Origin of the sequence: Streptococcus sp. NLN64, assembly GCF_015831295.1 — a bacterium.
Taxonomy (GTDB): Bacteria; Bacillota; Bacilli; order Lactobacillales; family Streptococcaceae; genus Streptococcus.
This window is the reverse complement of the sequence record NZ_JADXDQ010000018.1, coordinates 1-22,431: the sequence shown is the minus strand read 5'-3', so window position 1 is coordinate 22,431 and position 22,431 is coordinate 1. Positions and strand designations below refer to the sequence as shown.

The following is a 22,431-nucleotide window of genomic DNA, read 5'->3' as shown; positions in this document are numbered from 1 at the left end:
GTAATCGATTGCAGGAGTCAGGAATAGTTTAGACTATGCTGTCTAAACTATTCCTGATTTTCATCGCCTAGTCTTGTTTCCGGTTATTAATGTTTTCTTTAGTATGGATTGACTAGCTTTGTGGTGGTAGGATATCAGCCAAACTTTTTGCAATACTAAGAACTTTTTTCTCATGTAGTTGTTTAATACAATTTAAACAACTACATGTTGCAATAGATACTTTCCAGGGTTGTGAATTTTCCAAAGAAGGAGTTAACTGTGTTTCTTGTATAATTTCGTTTAAGGGCACCTCTAAAAACTAAACTCTTAAAAATTCGAACATTGATTTATCAAAATTTCTACGACATGATTTGATGCAAAACCGGAGTTTTTCGAGGTGCCCTTAAGATACTTTGACTAACTTTTTATTAATAAAGTCACGTGATGCAACTCGCTGAATGTATAATTGTTCATAGTTATCCCCCTTTTTTAATCAAATAGTTGACATTTTTTTTAATAATTATAGAATAGCAATGTGAAAAGAGAAAAACAAGTACGCATTTTTTTCTTCCCTAAAACTATTGTGAGGTAATAATATGGATTTAAAGACTGCGCAAGAGAAAATCAGCCAATTGAATGTTAGTTTCACCGGGGAATGTCCCATTCTTTATTCAATGAAAATTATAGGAAGCAAATGGAAGGTACCAATTCTTTGGCAATTAATGCTGGAAGACGGCCTTCATTATAATCAACTTAAGCGAAAAGTTGGTAATATAACCAATACGATGTTGACAAAAAGTTTACGTGAATTAGAGGAAGCTGGACTTTTGACAAGAAAGGACTACGGAACAATTCCTCCATCAGTTAGTTATCACCTTACTGAACTAGGACTGAATCTGGTTTTTACGCTAGAGGCACTCTTCGTATGGGGACAAGAGCATATGAAAAAACAACCTTAATAATAGAGTTTCCAATTGATGAAAAAGCCCCACTGAAAAGCTCCAACGTTTGATTGATGAAATGAATCGGATTCACTTGGAATATTCTCAAGACTATTTTGAGAAGGGAAAAGTTGAAAAAGTAAATTTATCCCAGACGTTTTCAAAGGTTCCTCTTGCCCCTATTCTATCTTATCGCTTGAATTTACATGAATCCATTAATGATTATTTGTATTTTACAAATCTAAAAGATATCAATTATTATTACAGGGTAAAAATGACTGAGTCTATCTTGAATAAAATTGAGTGATATCAGGCTCGCCAGACTCAATATCCTGTTAACAATATTCTACATGATATATTTTGTGCTAGAATCGTTTTAAATTCTGAACAAATTCGGGAGGTTTTAGAACGATTAGATTCTTGGAAAGAAGAATGTGGCTTAAAAAATTGGGATTTTAGGGATGTTGATGGCTATGTAGGAATTCACATCTACTTCAAAAATATACTCTTTTAGTTTATCTTTTATTACTGTGTTAGCTCGTCTTGCCGTACTTCAGTACTGTCTGCGACTCGCTGCCTTGTACTAAAAGCAAACTAAAAGACTATAAGAGTCGTTTTTACTATCCTTGGGAGTTAGAGATCTGGGGTGAGAAGGATGCTTTAGGAAATATTAAGAGTCACCAATTGTTCAAACGTCATTTTGTAAAATAATAGGATTAGGAGTACGTGATGTCTAAAATTGATGTATTTGCCCATGTTTTATTGCCCAACTTTTATCAGAAAATGTTGGTGATCAATCCGAAATTACCGGAAATCTTCCCATTTATCCAACATCCTTTGTTAACAGATTTGGAGCAGCGACGGCAGTTGTGGGATGGGGAAACCCAGCAAGTCATTTCTTATGTCAATGTTAATCCGGAAGACTATGTCGATCCGAATCAGGCGGCAGCCCTCTGTCGGGAAGCCAATGCGGAATTGGCAGATCTTGTGGTCAGTCAGTCTGACCTGTATCCGGCAGGTGTGGCCATGGTTCCGATGAACAATCTCGAGGAGGCTGTGAAGATACTGGAGGAGGTTGCGGAGTCTGAGCAACTGGTAGGAATTCAGTTGTTCACACGCGCCTTGGGCAAGTCTATTGCAGATTCTTCTTATCGGATTGTCTTTGAAACCTGTCATCGCTTGGGCTTGCCCATTTGGCTGCATCCGATTTTTGATGAGCGCAAGCCGGATAACAATATCGTCTTTTCTTGGGAATACGAATTGACTCAGGCCATGCTGCAGCTGGTCCAAGCTGGCATCTTCCAGGATTTTCCTGATTTGAAAGTGATTGTCCATCATGCGGGAGCGATGGTGCCTTTCTTTGGCGAGCGGATTCAGCATATTTTACCGCCGGAGCAAGCTGCAGATTTCCACAAGTTCTATGTCGATACGGCCATTCTGGGTAATCCCAAGGCCCTTGAGTTGACGCTGGAGTACTTTGGTGCAGACCAGATCCTCTTTGGTACGGACGCCCCTCTTGGCATCGCACCGGCTGGGGCGACAGAAGTGATTGTGGAGGCCATCAACCAGTTGCCGATTTCCGACCAGGATAAGGATGCTATTTTTGCTGAAAATTTCAAGAAATTAATAGGAGAATAACATGGTTCGAGTAAACTTATTTAGTATTGCTACAGATCAGGAACATCAAGCGCTCTTGCATGAAGTGGGTGTTTACAACTTAGAGACCTCTCACCGTGTCGAGCCTGGGACTCTGGCCATGTTTGTAGCAGAGCGCAAGGAGCAACCGGGTTCATATGTGGTCTGCGAGGTGTACCAGGATAGTGATCATTATGAAATCCATCGTGCCTCCGAACAGTTTATGCGCTATAGCCAGGAAGCTGGGCCTTATTTGACAGAGCGTAGAGCTATTCCTGTAGAACCAATCTTTTTGAGGGAAAAACTACCTTCTGAAATTTGGATTGGTGCTGGACATTTGGAGTTGAAGTTTGCCCAGGTTGAAGTGACAGAGGCAGGGGCTTCCGCTTTTGAAAAAAGTGTCTTGAAAAACATGAAAACCTCCTTGCAAGAGGAGGAGGGAGTCCTAGCTATGTATGCGGTCAAGGATCGTGAGCAGCCACAAGTTTGGTATTTCTTTGAAGTCTATGCCAGTCCTGAAGCCTATCAAGCACATCGTCAGACTGAGCATTTTCAAACCTATTTGGCAGAGACCCAAGACTTGGTGGTCGATAAACAGCTCATAGACCTGATCAATGACGCCAGCATGAGTCAAGGAAAACTAAAATAAGGAAAGGATACACTAGAAACTTTGTCATTCTAGTGTATTTTTCGTGATAAAAGGGGTATACTGGAAGCTGAGGAAACGTTTTCATAAAATAGATTTTTCAAAAATCTCTTTAACGGTTGTCAGGTCGGGGGTGGGACTTTTATCTCTGTCACTTCAGTAAGCTCAAACCCCCTCTCAGAACTGTCTGCGACTCATTTCCTCGTTAAAGATTGATTTTTGGAGTATTTGATTTGCGTTTAAGGGAGGTGTGCTATGACCATGATAGAAGTAGTGGACTTGCGAAAAGAGTTTGTCAAGACGATCAAAGAACCTGGACTAAAAGGTGCGATTCGTTCCTTGGTAAAACCCGAAAAAGAGGTGTTTGAGGCGGTTAAGGGTCTAACTTTTGAGGTACCCAAGGGGCAAATTTTTGGCTTTATTGGAGCTAATGGTGCAGGGAAATCCACGACCATTAAAATGCTAACGGGGATTTTAAAACCGACATCTGGTTATTGCCGCATCAATGGTAGAATCCCTCAAGATGATCGACAAGAGTATGTGAGGGACATTGGGGTTGTCTTTGGTCAGCGGACGCAGCTCTGGTGGGACTTGGCCCTGCAGGAAACCTATACGGTATTAAAGGAAATCTATGACGTACCGGATGCAGCCTTTCATAAACGGATGGATTTCTTAAATGAAGTCCTAGACTTAAAAGAATTTATCAAGGATCCGGTTCGGACCCTATCCTTAGGTCAACGGATGCGGGCGGATATTGCGGCTTCCTTACTGCACAACCCGCAAGTGCTTTTTTTGGATGAACCGACCATTGGCTTGGATGTCTCTGTCAAAGACAATATTCGCCAGGCCATCACTCAAATTAATCAAGAAGAAGGGACCACCATTCTCTTAACAACCCACGATTTGAGTGATATTGAGCAACTGTGTGACCGTATTTTTATGATTGATAAGGGGGAGGAAATTTTTGATGGGACAGTCCATCAACTCAAGGAGAAGTTTGGAAAGATTAAGAACTTGACCTTCGAACTCTCCCCAGGACAAGCCGAAAAGCAATCGAGGTTTGTAGGACTTCCAGATATTCAGGTTGACCGAGCGGATTTGGTCTTGAATATACAGTATGACAGTTCGCGTTACCAAACAGCAGATTTGATTCAAGCTACCTTCTCTGATTTTGCAGTTCGAGACTTGAAAATGGCGGACACGGGCATTGAAGAAATTGTTCGTCGCTTCTATCGAAAGGAGCTCCAGCATGACTAAATTGTGGAGACGCTATAAACCCTTTATCAGTGCGGGCATGCAGGAGATGATTACCTATCGGCTTCATTTTTTCCTCTGGCGTATTGGGGATGTGATGGGAGCCTTTGTCGCTTATTATTTGTGGAAGGCTGTCTTTGATTCATCCTCACAGGCTCTGATACGAGGTTTTGATCGAACCGATATGACCTTCTATATTCTGATGAGTTTTGTGACCACCCTCCTCATCAAATCCGATTCTTATTTTATGATTGGGGAAGAAGTGCGAGAAGGCTCGATTGTGATGCGTTTGCTTCGGCCTGTTCACTTTGCGACCTCCTTTCTTTTTACGGAACTTGGAAGCAAGTGGATTCTCTTGATGACGATTGGCTTTCCTTTCATGGCTTTGGTGGCTGTGACCAAACTGTTAGCCGGAATGCCTTTCTTTCAGGTTTTACAGGTCAGTTTTGTTTACCTGTTCAGCCTGACTTTGGCCTTTCTGATTCATTTTTACTTTAATCTGTGTTTTGGTTTTTCAGCCTTTGTTTTAAAGAATCTCTGGGGAACTAATCTTTTGAAGGATTCTTTGGTAGCTTTTTTGTCAGGCGGGCTGCTTCCATTGGCTTTTTTACCTCCCCTTTTAGCAGATGTGCTCCAAATCCTACCATTTTCATCCTTGGTTTACACTCCTGTGATGATTCTACTTGGTAAATATACACTGGAACAAATGCTTATAGCTTGCGCCTTGCAGGTCTTTTGGCTCTTGGTCATGGTTGCTTGTTCTCAATTGATTTGGAAACGCATCCAATCTCATATTACGATCCAAGGAGGTTAGGATGAGGAAATATCAGCGTATGCATTTGATTTTTATCAGGCAGTATCTCAAGCAAATGATGGAATACAAGGCAGATTTTTTGATTGGTATTCTAGGAGTGTTTTTAACACAAGGCCTAAACATCTTCTTTTTGCAGGTCTTATTTCAGTTTATTCCTGCTCTTGAGGGCTGGACTTTCCCGCAAGTAGCCTTTATCTATGGTTTTTCTTTGATTCCCAAGGGGATTGATCATCTGTTTTTTGATAATTTGTGGAATTTGGGAGTACGGATGGTTCGTAGGGGTGAATTTGATAAGTATTTAACTCGACCTCTCAATCCTCTATTCCATATTCTAGTTGAGAAATTCCAAGTGGATGCCTTGGGAGAATTGTTAGTCGGAATCTTATTGTTGTCAACAACGGTACCAAGTATTTCGTGGACTGGAACCAAGATGTTTCTCTTTGTTCTCAGCATTCCTTTTTCAACCTTAATTTATACATCCTTGAAAATTGCGACCGCTTCGATTTCTTTCTGGACAAAGCAATCAGGGGCCGTTATTTATATCTTTTATATGTTTAATGATTTTGCCAAATACCCGCTGGCTATCTATAACTCGCTTTTCCGCTGGTTCATCTCCTTCGTGGTTCCCTTTGCCTTCACCGCCTATTATCCCGCTAGCTATTTTTTAAATGGGACCCATGTTTGGTTTAACATAGGCGGCCTCCTTTTGATTTCTTTATTCTTCTTTTTCCTATCGTTAAAAATTTGGAAGAAGGGCCTAGATGCTTATGAGAGTGCGGGGTCTTAAGAAAGCGCTGGTTCATGGCCACGGGTATGCAAAAAGTGGATAGTGCCTTGCGGAATTTGTATTATACATGGCTTGGAAACAGGATATAATAGATACATCAAGTGAAAGAGGTATAGAACATGACACAAACAGTATCATTAAACGACGGAAACACAATCCCAGCCATTGGCTTCGGGGTGTTCCAAATTCCTGCAGATGGTTCTACCTATACAGCCGTGAAAGAGGCTTTGGAAGTCGGCTATCGTCATATCGATACGGCTCAAGCGTATTTTAATGAAGCAGAAGTCGGTCAAGCCATCAAAGACTCTGGAATTCCACGAGAAGAGATCTTTGTGACAAGTAAACTCTGGATTCAGGACTTTGCCTATGAGACAGCCAAAGCTACGATTGACACTACTCTTGAAAAAATGGGCTTGGATTATTTGGATTTGTACCTCTTGCACCAACCCTACGGTCAGGTTGAGGAAGCTTGGAAGGCTTTGGAAGAAGCTAAAGCGGAGGGAAAAATCAAATCTATTGGTGTTTCCAACTTTACCCCAAAATTTTGGAATCAGTTCGTCCCTCATTTTGCAACAGTTCCAGCCGTGAACCAAGTAGAGTTTAATCCCTATTTCCAACAACAAGAACTGCGCGCCTTATTGGCCAAGGATCAAGTTGTGATTGAAGCTTGGGCACCCCTTGGCCAAGGGAACCAATCTCTTTTTGAGGAACCGGTGATTGCGACGCTGGCCCAGAAGTATGGAAAAGACCTTGGTCAAATTATCCTACGATTTGAGAATCAAGAAGGAATTGTGGCCTTACCAAAATCGACCAAGAAAGCTCGGATGGCTTCTAACAAGGACATTTTTGACTTTGAACTAACAGCTGAAGAAATGGCAGAAATTCGCGCATTAGACAAGGGCAAAGGCTCACACGACCCGGATGCACCGGGTGTTGGCGACTATCTCTTAAGCGCTTACGACATTCATGCAAATGACTAATCATGCAAAAGACCTCCAAATAATGGTGTGGTAACCATTATTTGGAGGTCTTTTCATCTTGTTTTATACTTCATCTAAAATCAGCAAGGTCTTAATCCCGTCCACATCCACAAAGGTTGCGGTGTTAGCGACTTGCTCGAGATTGAGATTAGCGGCTTGGGCGCGTGCGATGGTGGCTTGATAGTGTTCGGGTTGGCTGTAGACAACGGTGTAATAAGCTAGACCAGGCAGACCATCGGTACGCAGGTTCAGATTTTTACCACCCCACTCATTGACAGCAAGGTGATGGTGATAGGAGCCAGAAGCTAGCCAAGATGCGGAAGGCATAGAGAATTTTTCTTCAACGGCCAGCACCTCTTGGTAGAAACGGCTAGAGGCCTCACTTTCCTTAACGGACAAATGCACATGTCCCATCCGGCTACCGGTTGGCATCTGATAACCATTCTCGCTTGTCGGACCTAGGCTATAAATGGTATCCGCATCCATAGGCTCCGTCACTCCGATAATGCGACCGTCTTCGCGAATATCCCATTCTGCTTGCGGAAGATCACGATAAATTTCAATTCCGTTTCCTTCAGTATCCGCTAAATAAATGGCTTCACTATAGCCATGATCACTAGCTCCTTGGAGTGGAATCCGATTGTCAATAAAATGACGCAGAATGGTTCCCAAATCCTCACGACTTGGAAGAACAATGGCTAAATGGTAAAGACCGTAGCTATCCGCAACCTCTCCCTCCTGTTCCGTTTTCAACAGACGAATGAGGACTCTATCGCCAGCTCCCAATTCAACCTGCTGAGCCCTTTCGGTTAAAACCTTGAGACCAAGGACTTGTTGGTAAAAGAGGCTCTGAAGTTCAAGGTTCCGCACATTAAGGGCAACCGCCCCTAGTTCAAATTGTGAATTGTACATAGACTTCTCCTGTAACATTTTCCTATATCTATCATTTTATCCTATACCAACGAAAATACAAGTACGATTTTTTACTAAAGATACTCTCTTTTAGTGAAGTATTGGACTTGTACGTGGATGCATACCGTTCAGGACGTTTCGATGACCGTTTAGGAAATGAGTTTGCCGTCCGGGACGTTTCAATGACCGTTCTGGAAATGGGTTTGTCATTCAGGCAGTTTCAATGACCGTTCAGGAAGTTTCGATGACCGTTCAGGAAATGGATTCCCATTCAGGACGTTTTCACGACATTTCAGAACATTTGAGTTAGAAAGATATTGAGTCGTGCTAAACTCTAGATGTCAGATTCTCAGCTGACAATTCGTTATTTGGAGGAAATTGAATGAAATACCTACCTCTTTTAGTCGTAACAGCCCTAGGTCATTTTCTAATCAGGAAGACATCATTGCTTTGTAAAACAAAGGAAGAAAAGGATGTATGTCGTGTCCTATGGATTCTCACGCTGACTTCTATTCTCGTTGATATTTTATCTTCCTTTTTCAAATTTAGGTGACAAAAGACCGTTCCAGTCTCTTTTTAGAAAACTGGAACGGTCTTGAGCCTAACTTTCCTCTTCAGTCTTTCTTGTTTTGATAAAATCGATGTATTTTTCCCCAAAAATTTCGATTTGTACTAAGACTTGTTTGAATTCACGACCAATATCGCTCAATTCATACTCCACTTTGGGAGGAACCTGGGCATAGACTTTTCGCAGGATGAGGCCGTCGGTTTCTAGTTGACGCAGTTGTTTGGTCAAAGTTGCTTGAGAAATTCCTTCTAAGCGGCGATGCAATTCATTAAAACGGATAGGGCCCTCCTCGATATGGAGCAGCAGTAGGATATTCCATTTTCCTGATAAGACGCTTTGAGTAGCCAGATAGGGACAGGTGTAGATATTTTCAGTATGGTAGTTGGGCATAGTTGAAACTCCTGAATTTAAAACGATTAGGGTTGAAGTAATTGTTAATTCTAGTTTTTATGTGTCAAACCATTATAGTTTTTTAGTTTGCTTTTAGTACAAGGCAGCGAGCTGCAGGCAGTACTAAAGTACGGCAAGACGAGCTAACACAGTAATAAAAGATAAACTAAAAGAGAATATCTCACAAAAGAATGTGATTGGCGATTAGGTTTGCGCTTTGAAAAACAGGCTATTTTATATTGTGTAAAGAAATTCAAAAAAATGTCATTCAGGACTTTTTCATGACATTTTAGAACATTGTGGTTAGAAAGTACTGGAATCGTGTTAAACTCTAGGGGTCAGGTTGGCACCTGATAAATAAAATTTTTAGGAGGTCATTGCCATGACTACTTTTACTTACAACGAAGCTCAAACTCTTTCTTCAGATGTCATGATGGACATTCTTGGAGGTGGATGCTCTTGGGGTGGAGCAGGAAGTGCCGCTGTTAGTGGTGCCGTTGGTGGTGCAATTGGTGGCGCGACTGGTGGAAGTGTGACCCTACCTGTTGTGGGAGCAGTCCCAGGTGCAGTTGCCGGAGGTGTTTTAGGTGGCATCGGTGCAGCTGCTGGTTATGGGGCTACTTGCTGGTGGGGTTAAGTAGGAAGGTAGTTACAAATGGAAACTCTAAAATGGTTATTTGAACATGGATTCTATGCATTTGTTGGAACATTTACGGTTTTTATCTGGTTTTTAGCACATCCAGAGAAGTTAACTCAGAAATCCAAAAATTGTAAAGATAAAAATTGAAGTAAAGAATCGATTATGTGGAATCTGGCTCTTCTTCTACGAAGAGCTAGTTTTCACTTTTGTATGTAAGATTTAAATACATTGAAAGGAGATTGTATGGATTTATTAATCGATTTATTGGTTTTACCGGTTGCAATCGGGAGTTTTTTTGCCATTTTATATCTTTACATAGAGAAAAAGCGAAATGGAAGATGAAACTATAATGGAATCGTCTATTTGAGTATTTATGTGTCGTGCGCTGGGACTAGTTTACATAGAATTTAAATCTGAGCAAAAAGTGATGTGAAAGTCATTCTTTGTTCAGATTTTTATGGCTCTCTATTGTTACTTTTGTGCGTATATGTGTTAAGATATAAGCACGAAAGTAACAACGAGGGACATGCTTATGTATCAAGAAAAAATACGGCATATTTTGGCAAAGAACAAAATTATTAAGACTTCTGATTTTTCGGATAGTAATATTCCTAAGAACTATCTACCCAGGTTAGTTTTGAAAGGTGAACTTATTAAAGTTGGGAGAGGTATCTATATTCAAGATTGGTCAAACTATGATGAATATAAGATTTTCCAGTTTCAGCATAAAGTACCAATATTTTCATTTTTATCTGCGCTTTATTTACATGGATTTACGGACATTATCCCAAAGTATATGGAATTTACTGTTTATAGTGGGTATAATGCAAGCCGATTTGATAAGAATAATCAAGTCCATTACGTGAAAAAAGAGCTATTTTCATTGGGAATGATGAGGATTGAGACACCTTTCGGTAATCATGTCAATTGTTATAATTTAGAACGAACTATTTGTGATCTCATTGGAAATCGGTCAAAAATGGAAAGGGAGCTTTTTGTATCGGTTATGAAAGAGTATGTTAAGTTGAAGGACAAAGATTTGAATACTTTGTTTAAATATGCGGAGATATTTGGAATTGAAAAAGAGGTTCTGGAAATATTGGAGGTAATGCTTGAATAAGAATAAACTAACGGCACTCTGTCATAAGCTTGCTTTGGAGAAACAAGTTTCGTTTAATGTTGCTTTAACTTACTATTTTTTAGAAAGCATTTTAACGAAGATAGCCAAGAGCGAGTATTCGCAGAATTTTGTTTTTAAGGGTGGTTTTTTACTCTCCAATATGATTGGTCTTGAAAGTAGGAGTACATCAGATATGGATTTTTTACTTGAGAGAGCTAAGTTAGAGGAAAAGGTTTTAGTTACTTTTCTAAATGATATTTTAGTAGACGATGCAATCCAATTTCAGATTGGAAAAATCCAATCAATTAGACATCAAGATCTATATGGTGGATTTAGGATTTCTATTCTATGTCAATTTGAAAATATTAAACTAACGATTCCATTAGACATTGCTACTGGAGATCCAATTACACCGCATAAAATCGAATACCCTTATCGTAGTTTATTTACTAATTTGGAAATTCCCATCGCAGCCTATAATCTTGAAAGTATCTTAGCTGAAAAAATGGAAACCATTTATCGCAGAGGATTTTTGAATTCAAGAAGTAAGGATTTTTACGATGTTTATATTTTAAGTAAATTGTATTCAGAGAAAATTGATTACTTGGTTTTGTACCATGCATGTCAAAACACTTTTCATTATCGAGGGATAGATTTTGATTTGGATTCTATTTCTGCGCAATTAATTGATTTAAAAAATTGGAAACCACTGAAGTCGTATTGGGAAAATTTTCGTAAACTACATAATTTTGTTGGTGATTTAAGTTATGAAATGACAGTCGAATCTTGTCTGACGATAGTAAACGACCTATCGAAATGTCAGGAACTATATCGGGGGTCTGAGATGTCAGATAGGGGATAAATAGATTGCTATGTGTTTAAAAGTGACTTGAATGAGTTTTCTAGAGACTTAGATATCTGGACAATGATATGTGTTAACCACAACTCTTTGTTCAGATTTTTTGTTATTTCATTTGTTACTTTCGTGCTTATCAAGTTAATAATTTAAGCATGAAGAAAACAAAGCCGATCTCTCTCCATTGCCACTGGCGAACTGTCAGCATTTCAGATCTAGTTATCCAGAATACCTATAATCCCGCTTATGTATTCATTTTTGACATACTGGTATGAAAAAAGACTGTTTTACTCTTACGCTTTTGTACTTTAGAATAGATTTGTCTTTGAGACAAAGAAAAAAGTAGAGGAATCAGTTATGTCAAATAAATGGAAATTAGCTACAACGGCTGCAATTGCATCAATCTTGTTAGCAGCTTGTTCAACAACAAACAATGAATCAATGGGAAGAAACCGGAGCTAGTCAGACCTCTCACGTAGACCATGCCAATGTTTTGTTCCAAATTCCTGAGAACGATATGGAAGCTCCGATGATTTTCTTACATGGTTATGGACAATCTCGAATGGGTTGGCAAACCACTATCGATGACCGGGATGGCTGGTCTGATTACTTCCTTCGTCAAGGTCACAGTGTCTGGTTGGTAGACCAATCTCTTCGTGGGGAAGCTGTACAAACTTCTGTTGCAGGTGAAATTTCAACGACACCATTTGATCAACGGTGGTACACCCAGTTCCGGATTGGTCGTTGGGAAAATGGGAAGTCACAAGTTCCAGAAAATTCACAATTCCCCAATGATGAAGAATCTCTGAACCAATTTTTCCGTCAAATGACACCAGATACAGGTATGCGTTCAGATAAGGGGGCTGACTTTGATAATGAGGTTGTGGCGCGTGCCTTAGCCGAAACCATTGACGAGGTTTTTGAACGGACTGGCAAGAAACCGATTGTGGCTACCCATTCCCAAGGTGGAGGTCCTGGTTGGACTGCAGCTCGTTATACTGAAAATATTGGGGCTATTGTAGCCATCGAACCTGGAGGAGCGCCAGCGACCGACAGTGAGGATTACAAAGCGATCGAAGAACAGAAAATCCTTGTAACCTTCTACTTCGGTGATTACATTGATAATGGTGATGAGAAAATTCCAGCAACAGGTCAATGGAAACAAATGCAGGCAGCTGCACAGACATTTGTAGATGCCTTAAATGACAACGGTGGAAATGCAACCCTCGTATACCTTCCAAAAGAGGGGATTGAAGGGAATAGTCACTTCATGTTCCAGGAAAAAAACAGTGATGAAATCGCTGCTCACATTGAAGACTGGATCAAGGAGAACGATATTAACTAGAAATAGACGAGCTGGAGGTTAATCTTCCAGCTTTTCTGATAGTTGGAAAAGTTAAAAATCAGGTCGCTGATTCCTAATTAGAGGTGTGTTGGGATAAAGAATGACTTTTTGAATCGACAATTTGATGGAAGAGCAGTATAATCAAAGAGATAGGAGGTATTGGAATCATCTCCAATCAAACCTAACTATTGAATAGAAAAGGAGTATAGGCTATGGCACAAAAACAAACAGCTGGGCGCGATCGGCTAGGAGATTTTGCCCCTCAATTTGCAGCTTTTAATGATGATGTTTTATTTGGACAAGTTTGGTCTCGTGAGGAAGAGCTATCTCCAAAACTTCGCAGTATGATTACAATTGCAGCCCTCATGTCAGGTGGGAATTTTGAACAATTGATTCATCACCTTCAGTTGGGAAAAGCTAATGGAATTACCCAGGAGGAAATTGTTGAAATACTAACCCATCTTTCTTTCTATGTGGGGTGGCCAAAGGCTTGGTCTGCTTTGATGCAAGCCAAGGAAGTCTATGAAGGAAAAGAGGAATAGGATGAAATACGCAGAAAAAGAAGCTTTTATACCAGCAAATAACTTTGGTTTGGGGGATGCCAACCAAGCCTATGCCCAGTATTTTTCAGGACAAAGTTTTCTTCAAGCTTTGACTAATCCTGAGACAAGTTTAGCCATTTTCAATGTGTCCTTCGAACCAGGTTGTCGGAATAATTGGCATGTTCATAAGGCTACTCAAGGCGGTGGGCAAATTTTAATCTGTACAGCTGGCGAAGGTTGGTATCAGGAAGAAGGGAAACCAGCCCAAGAACTGAAAGAAGGAACAGTGGTTTCCATCCCAGCGAATGTCAAGCATTGGCATGGTGCGAAAAAAGATAGCTGGTTTTCTCACATTGCCTTTGAAGTTCCTGGAGAGAATACGGGGACTGAGTGGTATGAAGCGGTTTCCGATGCAGACTATGATGCCCTTGAAGCTTAGTCTTTCAAGAACAGTTAGTAGTAACAATGTTTATAGGCTTGGTCATTGACCAGCCTTTTTTGAATCTTTTCTATTCATATTTTGCATACCAGTCTACTTTTTTTCTATTTTTCAAAAAGTTCATGAAGGCTTATAATGTACTCATATTTAGATTAGGGAGTTTCAAGATGAGTCAATTATACGAAAACAAAGTTGCTCTGGTCACAGGTGGTGGAAGCGGTATTGGGCGTGCGATTGCAGAGAGTTATGCTAAGGAAGGGGCAAAGGTTATTATTGCAGGTCGTCGTGAATCCGTTTTAAATGAAGTGGCGGATGCGAATGAGGGGTTTTCCTATGTTGTGGCAGATGTGACAAGTTCAGATGATATCGCAAAAATTGCGGCAGCCATTGAAAACGCCTACAATGGCCAATTGGATATCTTAGTCAATGGAGGTTGGTCCAATGAGACCACGACCATGGGATCCCCTGAGCGGCCAGCAGCTTTTAAACATAATGTGGACCATGCCATAGCGAATGGAGAAGTGGGATCAACTATTATTGTCAAGCTAACTTACAACAATACTAGTCCTCAGGATAGTAGTGACTTTGGTTTAGCGACTCAGTTGACCCAACGGTATTATCAAGAGTTGGTTCATGATTTGATTCCAGGTGTGGAATCAAGGTATAGTAGTTATGCCCAATCTACAAGTCCTGAAGATTTGAAAGCGAGCAGGCGCTATCGGGGATTTAGCGGATTTTCTATGGGCTCTGTCAATACATGGCGGACTTTTGAAAAGGCCTTGGAGTATTTTTACTTTTTCAATCCCATGAGTGGGAATGTCAATACTCCAGCTCAAACACACGCTAACTTGGTTCGGGAAAAGAACCAGCCCTTATCATCTGGGCTGCGTCAGGAACAAATGACTTTGCTTATCAAGCTTTTCGCCAACAAATCATGAATCTTTAAGAGGCGCCAGATGTCTTTCGCGAGGAGGAAAATGTGTTATATCGAGAACGAATTGGAGCTCGGCATGATTATGCGGCGGTTTGTGATGATACCTATAATGCCCTGCGGTATTTTGGGAAGGTATAGGACTCTATTCATCTAGTGCATACTGCTATAGAAAGTCTGTATTTTACAAGGGGTTACCTTTCCGTTATACTGAATTTATAAAAAGTAGAAGGACGGTTTGAATCATGGAAATTCAAAAAGTTGTATTTAAAAATAAAGAGTTAGACCTACGTTTGGCAGGAAATCTTCATTTTCCAGCTGAATTTGATTTAAATAATGATTATCCAGCTATCGTTGTAACTGGACCGATGCTTTCCTTGAAAGAACAAGCGCAAAGTGTTTATGCACAAAAATTGACAGAAGCAGGCTATGTAACCTTGACCTTTGATGGGGCTTATTTTGGTGAAAGTCAAGGATTCCCACGGCAACAAGAACTTCCTGACGTGAAACAGTCTGATATCGAAGGAGCTGTTGATTTCCTTGAAAGCCTACCTTACGTTGATTCGAACCGTATCGGTGGACTTGGTATGTGTGGCTCTGGATCTTACATGTCTGTTGCAGGTGTAAAAGAACCTCGCTTGAAAGCCATCACTGCTGTTGTACCAGCAATTTCAGATATTTCAACTTCTCCAATGACCAACTTCTTTATGCCTGAAGAGGAGGTTAAAGCGGCCAAGGAAGCGTTTGAAAATGGAACGGGTGAATTGATCCACCTCAACTTCCAACCACGCGCCTTTGAAGAAGGAGCTCAGTATTACTATAGCTCACGTGGAAATCGTCCAGGTTGGAGCAATCAAGTTGTAGCTTGGAGCCAATTGGAGCTTTTGACCTACAACGTGAAAAATATTATGGAAGACATGACCAAACCTTACTTGGTGGTTACTGCTGAAAATGCCTGGAGCCAGCCTGCTTCTCGTGAAATCTTTGATGCTGCCAAAAGTGCTGTCAAAGAGTGGGTTGTGGTTCCAGAGGCGAGCCATTTTGATATGTACGACCTCTTCCCGTTTGTGGATGTAGCCTTTGACGCGATTCTTCCTTTCTTTGAAAAAAACTTATAAAAAATAACACTGCTTCGTTCATCAGGAAGCAGTGTTTTCAAACGATTGTAGATTGTTATACAAGCTGAAGTAGGTGCCTATTTTTATCAAGAACCGTGATATAAAAGGTCTTGGTTGCCTTTGGATCCGTGATGGGAAGGTGGACTCGATTACGATCCTTGTCAGTATGTGGTTGAGTGAGATTCGTGGAGAAGTGAGGGATATCTGATATGGCAATGAGTTCCTCAAAGGATTCCCAGTTGTTTTGGAGGATGAATTTTGTTTTTGTTAGTCCCTCAACGTAGTCCTGCCAAACCCCTAAATCTGCCCAAAGTAGCATACTTAAACCAGCCAAGTCTTTTTCGCTGATTTCTTCTTTTGCTGTGAGCGGGTGAGAAGCAGGAAGGGATAGATGAAGTTGTTCCTTAAACAATTCTTGACTGATAAATCCGGGATGCTCAGAAGTTTTCTCAGTGATGATAAAATCAAAGTGCTCCTCTTGTAGAACTGGAAAAAGTTCTTGGGTTGAAAGGAGTACCAATTGATAATTAAATTTAGGTTTGTGAGATAAAAAATGCCACTCGGCGCCTGGTCCAGAGATTCCTCCAATGTGTTGCACGGATAACTGAGAATAATCCTGAACTTTGTTGAGAAAAGTTTGGTGTTGTTTTACTAATTTCCTCGCCTGTGTGACGGTGAACTCTCCGGTTTTTGTTAAGGTGAGTTTGTTGCGGCTTCTGTGGAATAGGGCAGTCCCTAATTCATCTTCTAGCTGTTTCATATTTCGAGTTAAGCTAGGTTGTGATAGATGGAGATGCTGGGCAGCTTCGGATAAAGTCCCAAAATCCGCAAAAGCAAGAAATTGTTCGAGTAATTGAATCTGAACCATGTTGTTCTCCTTTCTTGCTTGATATTCTACTATTTGAAGGCGGCTCTGTAAATAGCGTCGAGGGTGTTGAATAGGGAGTGTACCTTTGATAAAATGATACAGATTACTTAAAAAGTGAGGATGTTGAATAGATGATGGCGAAAGAACGATTAGTAGCTTTTACGGATGCCGTCTTGGCGATTATTATGACCGTACTGGTTCTCGAATTGGAAAGACCGGAGCATATTAGCTGGTCAGCCGTGTGGGATTTACGGATGAACTATCTGGCTTATACCATCTCCTTTTTCTGGCTAGGAACCATGTGGGTCAATATGCACCGGGTTTGGGATGGAGTTAAACAAATTAATAATACCGTGGTATGGATTTCGATGTTACTACTCTTCTTTTCTTCCTTTTTCCCCTATACAACTTCCTTGGTTTCAGCAGAATTTCATAATCCAGTTGGACAAGCTTTGTATGGAATTGTTACCCTACTGGTGACGGCCATGAATATTTTGATGTATAGGGAATTACGGAAACTGCAAGAGGATAGCTATCAGGGTGAATCCCTTACCGATGTAGTTAGAGCGCGGTTGTTGGATATCGTGATCAAATTAGTGGGATTACTGTTGACGCTAACGATTTTACCAGAAGCTATGATGTGGGCTGTTCTGGTAACAGCCGTTGTGATTATCATCCCGAGGTCGATTTAGTGAATCAAGGAAATAGATTGGAGTATGGGTGATGAAAGTTACGATTTTAGGTGCTGCTGGTCAAATTGCCAAATTGGCAACTCGTTATTTTTTGGAACAGACAGAGGTTGAATTGGTGCTTTTTGCACGAAATGCGCAAGCTCGGTTGCAAGAATTTGTTTCTCCACGTGTAACTCTTGTAGATGGAGATTTTGCGGATACTGCCCAGGTGTCACTGGCTTTAGCAGGGGCTGATGTCGCTTTCTTAGCTTTTGTTGGAGATGATCAACTTGTGGGCCACCTCCTTCCTTTGGTTGAAAAAGCAGGCGTTTCTCGTTTTATTGTTTCCAGTGTTCCGGATATTTACCAAGAAATTGAAGGTCCGTTCCAAGATTGGTATCGGTCCAATACAGGTATCATGTGGACTTCCCCTGTTCGTAAGGCTGCAGATGTAGTGGAAGCCTCTGATTTGGATTATCTGATTTTACGAATTACCTGGCTTTATAATGCTGAAGGGAAGAAGCTTCATGTGACCCGTAAAGGGGAGCCCTTCACTGAAGCCCAAGTAACCCGTCAACTGGTAGCCCAGTTTGTAGTGGATGCGGTAAGCGGTAAAGAGGACTTTCACCGTGAAAGTGTTGGACTTGGGGAAGTTGGAACTAAATGGGAGAAGCCAAGTTTTTATTAAAAGAAGAAACAGCCTGTCGAATAGTGACGGCTGTTTTGTTATACTAAGAGCAATAAGAAAGTGAGGTCTGTCATGGAGTACACACGATTAGGGGATACAGGTCTGGAGGTTTCCAAGCTATGCTTGGGATGTATGAGTTTTGGCGATCCGGCGCGTGGCTTTCATTCCAAGTGGGTGCTGGATGAAGCTGCTAGTCGGCCGATAATCAAGAAGGCTTTGGATATGGGAATTCATTTCTTCGATACCGCTAATTTTTATGGATATGGTTCTAGCGAAGAGATTCTTGGTCGGGCTTTGAAGGATTTTGCCAAAAGGGAAGAAGTGGTGATTGCGACCAAAGTTTTCTATGGTGATGGCCAAAGCACGAGTCCCAACACCACTGGGCTCTCGCGAAAGGCTATTTTCCACCAGGTGGAGAAGAGCTTAGAGCGATTAGGGACAGACTACATCGACCTGCTTTACATTCATCGTTGGGATTATCAGACGCCAATCGAGGAGACGATGGAGGCTCTCCATGACCTGGTTCGTTCAGGGAAAGTCCTTTATCTTGGGGCATCAAGTATGTATACTTGGCAATTCCAACAGGCCCAATATGTGGCAGACAAGAGGGGCTGGACTCCTTTTTCCGTCATGCAACATCATTACAATCTCCTCTATCGGGAGGAAGAGCGGGAAATGATTCCCTTCTGTCAGGAGTCGGGAGTGGCTCTGGTGCCCTACAGTCCCTTGGCGGCGGGTCGGATTGTGCGTGACTGGACGGCGGATACCGCGCGCAGTCAGGCTGATCAAAGTGCACGCGCCAAGTATGATAGCACTGAGCTTGAGGATCGGAAGATCGTGGCGCGTGTGGCGGAATTGGCAGAAAAATACGGCAAGAGTCGTAGTCAGATTGCACTGGCTTGGCTATGGCAAAAGGGGATGCACAGTCCGATTCTTGGGGTCACCAAGGAAGCTTATCTGGATGATTATCTAGGTGCCTTTGGTTTTGAGCTATCTCCACAGGATATGGACTATTTGGATGACTTATATCTTCCTCATAAAATCGTCGGCGCTTTGGCCAAAGGTGCCAAAAAAGATCTCCAGAAATTGAAGTGATGTCTTAGTTTTGATTTGATTTGTATGGTCAATTGTTTTATAGTCGTTTAGTTTGCTTTTAGTACAAGGCAGCGAGTCGCAGAGAGTACTGAACTACGGCAATATGAGCGAACACAGTAACAAAAGATAAACTAAAAGAGTATAATCATGTATTCACGTAGGGCTCGTGTTGCCCACTGCCTAAAATGAGTTGCTTTATGTGAGTTAACGCGATAGCCTACGGAGATAATTGCATCTAGATTGAAGAAATTGGATTCGGTAGTCTGTGTTTTTGCTGAAGTAGCCCCATGTTGAGTGGTTGTTGCAATTTTTGCAACAACCACTTTTTTATCTAGTCCACCATGGATAAATATGTTGCAGAGATGCCTATTGATTGTAGATTTATTAACACCGAACAAGCAAGCTAATTCTTTTTAAGTTGCCCAGATACTTTCACCGCGTGTGATGACTTGAGCCTTTTCTGTTCCTTCTTCTGATGAGTAGATAAGAGACTGTAATTCTTTCATGGTACTCCTCGAAATCAAGGGAATAACTGCATACTGGATTACTCCCCCAACTTTCAATTCGCAACCTTGAAGTGTGGATTTTGCTATAATGGTAGTAGTAATTTACGGAAGGAGAAACGTATGTCTGAATTTGAAAAAATGATAGCGGGCCAATTTTACAATCCGGCTGATCCTGAGTTAAGGGAATTGGTTGTGGCATCTAGGGCCTATCAAAAGGCTTTTAACGAGGAAGACGATCGGCAAAAAGGGGCTGCGATTTTAAAAGAATGGTTTGGTTCTACAGGAGAAAATCTGTCTGTTAAACCACGGTTTGTTTGTGATTACGGTGTCAATATCCACTTGGGGGAAAATTTCTATTCCAATTGGAACTTGACCATGCTCGATGTGTGTCCGATTCGGATTGGGAAGAATGCCATGATTGGACCAAATTGCCAGTTCCTCACACCCCTCCATCCCTTGGATCCTGACGAACGGAATTCAGGTTTGGAGTATGGAGCACCGATTACCATTGGAGATAATTTCTGGGCTGGCGGAGGTGTGACTGTTCTACCAGGCGTGACCCTTGGAGATAACGTTGTGGCAGGTGCGGGTGCCGTGATCACCAAATCCTTCGGAGACAATGTGGTCTTGGCTGGTAATCCAGCCAAGGTTATTAAGGTAATTGAACCTAAAGAGGAGGAATAATGCGCAAAGCCATTTATGTTTTTAGTCTGATTTTGTTAGTTCTTAGTTGCACTTGGTTTTTTGTCCGGCGCAATAGCCGTGATTCGCTTAACCAAGTCGTACAAAGTCAAGAAAGTGAGTCAGTTGAGTTGAGCGAAACCACCAATCTGGTCAACGAGGACTATACCGTTAAACGGGATGATGTAGAGTTGGTCGGGGTTATCACTGCGGATGCCAATTATAAAAAAGAAAAAAGACCGCTTCTAGTCATCGCACATGGCTTTAACAATACTTTAGAAAACTATGAAACCTACGCTCAGGACCTAGCAAGCCTTGGTTATGTGGTCTATCGCTTTGATTTCTATGGCGGGAGCCAACAATCCAAGAGCGGAGGTCAAGATATGCTGGATATGTCTGTCTTAACTGAAAAAGCAGATCTTGAAGCAGTGGTTCATCAGCTGACTCAGGAGAGCTTTATCAATGATGAGAAAGTAACTCTTCTCGGAGCTAGCCAAGGAGGAGTTGTGTCAACCCTTTATGCAGCAGAAAATCCTGATAAGGTTAACAAATTAGCCTTGATCTTCCCTGCCTTTGTTCTGTTTGACGATGTCGATCAGACTTATGCCCAATTAGGAGTAGACTCCGAAAAAGACATCCCAGCGGTTGTCACTCATCGGAATGCTCAACTGGGTGCGATCTATCTAAGCGATGCCATGTCAATCGAAATCAATGCGGAAATCAAAAAGGTAAAAGCACCGGTCATGATTATCCATGGAACGGAAGATGAAGTGGTCCCTTACTCCTATGCCTTAGATGCCAATAAAAATTTCTCAGATTCTCAATTGGTAACCGTGGAAGGCGGAGGTCATTGGATTGATCCAAGTTTTAATCAGACGGCCCTACCAGCTCTCCAAGCCTTTTTAGGAAAATAGACAAAGCCTGTATTTCGTGGTACACTGAAGAATAATAAATAAGAATCGCCACCGGGTGAGCAGAACTTGAAAGTATCGCTAGGTCTTAGAAGATACTTTTACAGTGTTGCTTTTTTACCTATTGGCAATGAAAGGAGCCAAGCATGGCACATTTTATACTCTTTTAGTTTATCTTTTATTACTGTGTTAGCTCGTCTTGCCGTACTTCAGTACTGTCTACGACTCTCTGCCTTGTACTAAAAGTAAACTAAAAGACTATATCGTTGATGAGTACTTCTGGAATCTTTTTCTAGATGCAAAAATTGGAGTTGTGCTTTTGAAAGAGTAAATCAAAAGCTAGATGAATCTCCAGCAGAGCTTCAAAGCCTTTTGGAGGAAAGCAATAAGCTAGCCATATCCTTTGTGGAAGAAGAACCTTTCGCAGAAAATCCTGTGATTCATGTTTATCGACAAGCCTTTCAAAAATTTATGACCAAAAAAGGAGCTCGCTCCAGTATTGAAGCTCTTTTGAAAAGGGCCAAAAGCGAGAAACCCGTGGGAACCATTTTGCCACTTGTGGATATCTATCATGCAGCAAGCCTTCGTTTCGCTCTTCCTTGTGGTGCAGAGGATTTGGATACCTTCCAAGGTGATTTGCAATTAACACTGACTGAAGGTGGCGATGATTTTTATCTGATTGGAAGCGATGAAAACAATCCAACGTTACCAGGTGAACTGTGTTACAAGGATGAAGCCGGAGCAGTTTGTCGCTGCCTTAACTGGCGGGATGGCCAACGGACGATGATTACAGAAGACACAAAGAATGCCTTTTTGGTCATCGAATTATTGGATCCAAGCCGGGAGGAGGCCTTAGAAGCTGCGCTCCAATTCATCGTTGAACAATCCCAAACCTACTTGGGTGGTCAAGCAACTTCACACATTCTCGATCGATACACACCAAGTCTTCCTTTTAACGCTTAATCTTTCATTTCCTTTACAGAGCTTCGTTAGTGTAAAATAATTCTCGGTAGCCGATTGAAAAAAATAAAAAAGTCCTATATCCTAGGAAGTGCAAAATCAACCCGAAAGGATATAGAACCTATGACTATTGTATCAGAGATTTTCGAGAAAT

At 41.3% G+C, this 22,431-nt stretch carries 24 protein-coding genes and 3 pseudogenes; 23 read left to right on the top strand and 4 right to left on the bottom strand.

Annotated features, from left to right (window positions below):
• Positions 1–575 precede the first annotated feature (575 nt).
• The 9 genes and pseudogenes from I2503_RS04230 to I2503_RS04195 all read left to right on the top strand — a co-directional run bounded on the left by I2503_RS04230 (position 576) and on the right by I2503_RS04195 (position 7,036).
• Complete coding sequence (locus tag I2503_RS04230) at positions 576–938, top strand: helix-turn-helix domain-containing protein (RefSeq protein WP_196091377.1); 363 nt, start codon at positions 576–578, stop codon at positions 936–938.
• A gap of 61 nt (positions 939–999) precedes the next feature.
• Positions 1,000–1,422 (top strand): annotated as a pseudogene (locus tag I2503_RS09595) (GTP pyrophosphokinase); the annotation flags it as partial.
• A gap of 107 nt (positions 1,423–1,529) precedes the next feature.
• A pseudogene (locus I2503_RS04225) lies at positions 1,530–1,631 on the top strand (GTP pyrophosphokinase); the annotation flags it as partial.
• Positions 1,632–1,649: 18 nt separating this feature from the next.
• On the top strand, positions 1,650–2,558 hold the full coding sequence (locus I2503_RS04220) for an amidohydrolase family protein (RefSeq protein ID WP_196967135.1): 909 nt from the start codon (positions 1,650–1,652) through the stop codon (positions 2,556–2,558).
• Position 2,559: 1 nt separating this feature from the next.
• A complete protein-coding gene (locus I2503_RS04215) occupies positions 2,560–3,204 on the top strand; it encodes an antibiotic biosynthesis monooxygenase (protein ID WP_196091379.1) in 645 nt (214 codons plus the stop codon).
• Between the two features lie 252 nt (positions 3,205–3,456).
• Positions 3,457–4,458, top strand: a complete 1,002-nt coding sequence (locus I2503_RS04210; protein WP_196091380.1) for an ATP-binding cassette domain-containing protein — start codon at positions 3,457–3,459, stop codon at positions 4,456–4,458.
• Entirely contained in the window at positions 4,451–5,269 is an 819-nt protein-coding gene (locus I2503_RS04205) for an ABC-2 family transporter protein (RefSeq protein ID WP_196967134.1), read from the top strand. Before I2503_RS04210 ends, I2503_RS04205 begins: the two co-directional genes overlap by 8 nt.
• A gap of 1 nt (position 5,270) precedes the next feature.
• Positions 5,271–6,056 (top strand): ABC transporter permease, encoded by a 786-nt coding sequence (locus I2503_RS04200; protein ID WP_196091382.1) that lies wholly within the window; start codon positions 5,271–5,273, stop codon positions 6,054–6,056.
• Between the two features lie 119 nt (positions 6,057–6,175).
• Positions 6,176–7,036, top strand: coding sequence for an aldo/keto reductase (locus tag I2503_RS04195; RefSeq protein WP_196091383.1), 861 nt, complete (start codon positions 6,176–6,178; stop codon positions 7,034–7,036).
• Between the two features lie 63 nt (positions 7,037–7,099).
• Here the strand turns inward: I2503_RS04195 and I2503_RS04190 are convergent, their stop codons facing one another.
• Together I2503_RS04190 and I2503_RS04185 are read right to left on the bottom strand one after the other, a co-directional pair.
• Entirely contained in the window at positions 7,100–7,948 is an 849-nt protein-coding gene (locus I2503_RS04190; RefSeq protein WP_196091384.1) for a VOC family protein, read from the bottom strand.
• A gap of 601 nt (positions 7,949–8,549) precedes the next feature.
• Positions 8,550–8,906, bottom strand: a complete 357-nt coding sequence (locus I2503_RS04185; protein WP_196091385.1) for a helix-turn-helix domain-containing protein — start codon at positions 8,904–8,906, stop codon at positions 8,550–8,552.
• A 382-nt stretch (positions 8,907–9,288) separates the two neighbouring features.
• Between I2503_RS04185 and I2503_RS04180 the strand changes: the two genes are divergently transcribed.
• From I2503_RS04180 to I2503_RS04145, 8 genes are all read left to right on the top strand, one after another.
• Entirely contained in the window at positions 9,289–9,543 is a 255-nt protein-coding gene (locus I2503_RS04180) for a Blp family class II bacteriocin (RefSeq protein WP_196091386.1), read from the top strand.
• Between the two features lie 535 nt (positions 9,544–10,078).
• Positions 10,079–10,666, top strand: coding sequence for a type IV toxin-antitoxin system AbiEi family antitoxin domain-containing protein (locus I2503_RS04175; protein WP_196967133.1), 588 nt, complete (start codon positions 10,079–10,081; stop codon positions 10,664–10,666).
• Positions 10,659–11,528, top strand: a complete 870-nt coding sequence (locus tag I2503_RS04170) for a nucleotidyl transferase AbiEii/AbiGii toxin family protein (RefSeq protein WP_196967132.1) — start codon at positions 10,659–10,661, stop codon at positions 11,526–11,528. Before I2503_RS04175 ends, I2503_RS04170 begins: the two co-directional genes overlap by 8 nt.
• A gap of 427 nt (positions 11,529–11,955) precedes the next feature.
• The gene (locus tag I2503_RS04165; RefSeq protein ID WP_196967131.1) at positions 11,956–12,867 is read left to right on the top strand and encodes an alpha/beta fold hydrolase; all 912 of its coding nucleotides are present in this window, start codon (positions 11,956–11,958) and stop codon (positions 12,865–12,867) included.
• A 212-nt stretch (positions 12,868–13,079) separates the two neighbouring features.
• Complete coding sequence (locus I2503_RS04160) at positions 13,080–13,409, top strand: carboxymuconolactone decarboxylase family protein (protein ID WP_196967130.1); 330 nt, start codon at positions 13,080–13,082, stop codon at positions 13,407–13,409.
• Position 13,410: 1 nt separating this feature from the next.
• Positions 13,411–13,848 carry a cupin domain-containing protein gene (locus I2503_RS04155; RefSeq protein ID WP_196967129.1) on the top strand — a complete coding sequence of 146 codons (438 nt, stop codon included), beginning with the start codon at positions 13,411–13,413 and terminating at the stop codon, positions 13,846–13,848.
• 167 nt (positions 13,849–14,015) lie between these two features.
• On the top strand, positions 14,016–14,786 hold the full coding sequence (locus I2503_RS04150; RefSeq protein WP_196967128.1) for an SDR family oxidoreductase: 771 nt from the start codon (positions 14,016–14,018) through the stop codon (positions 14,784–14,786).
• 238 nt (positions 14,787–15,024) lie between these two features.
• Positions 15,025–15,897 (top strand): alpha/beta hydrolase, encoded by an 873-nt coding sequence (locus I2503_RS04145; protein ID WP_196967127.1) that lies wholly within the window; start codon positions 15,025–15,027, stop codon positions 15,895–15,897.
• Positions 15,898–15,952: 55 nt separating this feature from the next.
• On the opposite strand, the gene I2503_RS04140 is transcribed toward I2503_RS04145, so the two are convergent.
• On the bottom strand, positions 15,953–16,765 hold the full coding sequence (locus tag I2503_RS04140; protein ID WP_196091406.1) for a LysR family transcriptional regulator: 813 nt from the start codon (positions 16,763–16,765) through the stop codon (positions 15,953–15,955).
• Between the two features lie 134 nt (positions 16,766–16,899).
• Between I2503_RS04140 and I2503_RS04135 the strand changes: the two genes are divergently transcribed.
• The 3 genes from I2503_RS04135 to I2503_RS04125 all read left to right on the top strand — a co-directional run bounded on the left by I2503_RS04135 (position 16,900) and on the right by I2503_RS04125 (position 19,219).
• Positions 16,900–17,457, top strand: a complete 558-nt coding sequence (locus I2503_RS04135; protein ID WP_196967141.1) for a TMEM175 family protein — start codon at positions 16,900–16,902, stop codon at positions 17,455–17,457.
• 31 nt (positions 17,458–17,488) lie between these two features.
• Positions 17,489–18,124 (top strand): NAD(P)H-binding protein, encoded by a 636-nt coding sequence (locus tag I2503_RS04130; protein WP_196967126.1) that lies wholly within the window; start codon positions 17,489–17,491, stop codon positions 18,122–18,124.
• A gap of 72 nt (positions 18,125–18,196) precedes the next feature.
• Positions 18,197–19,219, top strand: a complete 1,023-nt coding sequence (locus I2503_RS04125) for an aldo/keto reductase (RefSeq protein ID WP_196967125.1) — start codon at positions 18,197–18,199, stop codon at positions 19,217–19,219.
• Positions 19,220–19,350: 131 nt separating this feature from the next.
• Here the strand turns inward: I2503_RS04125 and rhuM are convergent, their stop codons facing one another.
• The gene (gene rhuM, locus I2503_RS04120; RefSeq protein ID WP_348769620.1) at positions 19,351–19,542 is read right to left on the bottom strand and encodes a RhuM family protein; all 192 of its coding nucleotides are present in this window, start codon (positions 19,540–19,542) and stop codon (positions 19,351–19,353) included.
• A gap of 303 nt (positions 19,543–19,845) precedes the next feature.
• Here rhuM and I2503_RS04115 point away from each other — a divergent pair, with 303 nt between their 5' ends.
• From I2503_RS04115 to I2503_RS04105, 3 genes and pseudogenes are all read left to right on the top strand, one after another.
• Complete coding sequence (locus tag I2503_RS04115) at positions 19,846–20,409, top strand: sugar O-acetyltransferase (RefSeq protein WP_196091409.1); 564 nt, start codon at positions 19,846–19,848, stop codon at positions 20,407–20,409.
• A complete protein-coding gene (locus I2503_RS04110) occupies positions 20,409–21,320 on the top strand; it encodes an alpha/beta hydrolase (protein WP_196967124.1) in 912 nt (303 codons plus the stop codon). Before I2503_RS04115 ends, I2503_RS04110 begins: the two co-directional genes overlap by 1 nt.
• Before the next feature lie 226 nt (positions 21,321–21,546).
• Positions 21,547–22,280 (top strand): annotated as a pseudogene (locus I2503_RS04105) (B3/4 domain-containing protein).
• The last annotated feature ends 151 nt before the right edge of the window (positions 22,281–22,431 follow it).

What these genes read in the sequence shown, in the direction of transcription:
- I2503_RS04230 (WP_196091377.1), top strand. Translation starts at nt 576, where the DNA reads ATGGATTTAAAGACTGCGCAAGAGAAAATCAGCCAATTGAATGTTAGT.
- I2503_RS04220 (WP_196967135.1), top strand. Translation starts at nt 1,650, where the DNA reads ATGTCTAAAATTGATGTATTTGCCCATGTTTTATTGCCCAACTTTTAT.
- I2503_RS04215 (WP_196091379.1), top strand. Translation starts at nt 2,560, where the DNA reads ATGGTTCGAGTAAACTTATTTAGTATTGCTACAGATCAGGAACATCAA.
- I2503_RS04210 (WP_196091380.1), top strand. Translation starts at nt 3,457, where the DNA reads ATGACCATGATAGAAGTAGTGGACTTGCGAAAAGAGTTTGTCAAGACG.
- I2503_RS04205 (WP_196967134.1), top strand. Translation starts at nt 4,451, where the DNA reads ATGACTAAATTGTGGAGACGCTATAAACCCTTTATCAGTGCGGGCATG.
- I2503_RS04200 (WP_196091382.1), top strand. Translation starts at nt 5,271, where the DNA reads ATGAGGAAATATCAGCGTATGCATTTGATTTTTATCAGGCAGTATCTC.
- I2503_RS04195 (WP_196091383.1), top strand. Translation starts at nt 6,176, where the DNA reads ATGACACAAACAGTATCATTAAACGACGGAAACACAATCCCAGCCATT.
- I2503_RS04190 (WP_196091384.1), bottom strand. Translation starts at nt 7,948, where the DNA reads ATGTACAATTCACAATTTGAACTAGGGGCGGTTGCCCTTAATGTGCGG.
- I2503_RS04185 (WP_196091385.1), bottom strand. Translation starts at nt 8,906, where the DNA reads ATGCCCAACTACCATACTGAAAATATCTACACCTGTCCCTATCTGGCT.
- I2503_RS04180 (WP_196091386.1), top strand. Translation starts at nt 9,289, where the DNA reads ATGACTACTTTTACTTACAACGAAGCTCAAACTCTTTCTTCAGATGTC.
- I2503_RS04175 (WP_196967133.1), top strand. Translation starts at nt 10,079, where the DNA reads ATGTATCAAGAAAAAATACGGCATATTTTGGCAAAGAACAAAATTATT.
- I2503_RS04165 (WP_196967131.1), top strand. Translation starts at nt 11,956, where the DNA reads ATGAATCAATGGGAAGAAACCGGAGCTAGTCAGACCTCTCACGTAGAC.
- I2503_RS04160 (WP_196967130.1), top strand. Translation starts at nt 13,080, where the DNA reads ATGGCACAAAAACAAACAGCTGGGCGCGATCGGCTAGGAGATTTTGCC.
- I2503_RS04155 (WP_196967129.1), top strand. Translation starts at nt 13,411, where the DNA reads ATGAAATACGCAGAAAAAGAAGCTTTTATACCAGCAAATAACTTTGGT.
- I2503_RS04150 (WP_196967128.1), top strand. Translation starts at nt 14,016, where the DNA reads ATGAGTCAATTATACGAAAACAAAGTTGCTCTGGTCACAGGTGGTGGA.
- I2503_RS04145 (WP_196967127.1), top strand. Translation starts at nt 15,025, where the DNA reads ATGGAAATTCAAAAAGTTGTATTTAAAAATAAAGAGTTAGACCTACGT.
- I2503_RS04140 (WP_196091406.1), bottom strand. Translation starts at nt 16,765, where the DNA reads ATGGTTCAGATTCAATTACTCGAACAATTTCTTGCTTTTGCGGATTTT.
- I2503_RS04135 (WP_196967141.1), top strand. Translation starts at nt 16,900, where the DNA reads ATGGCGAAAGAACGATTAGTAGCTTTTACGGATGCCGTCTTGGCGATT.
- I2503_RS04130 (WP_196967126.1), top strand. Translation starts at nt 17,489, where the DNA reads ATGAAAGTTACGATTTTAGGTGCTGCTGGTCAAATTGCCAAATTGGCA.
- I2503_RS04125 (WP_196967125.1), top strand. Translation starts at nt 18,197, where the DNA reads ATGGAGTACACACGATTAGGGGATACAGGTCTGGAGGTTTCCAAGCTA.
- I2503_RS04115 (WP_196091409.1), top strand. Translation starts at nt 19,846, where the DNA reads ATGTCTGAATTTGAAAAAATGATAGCGGGCCAATTTTACAATCCGGCT.
- I2503_RS04110 (WP_196967124.1), top strand. Translation starts at nt 20,409, where the DNA reads ATGCGCAAAGCCATTTATGTTTTTAGTCTGATTTTGTTAGTTCTTAGT.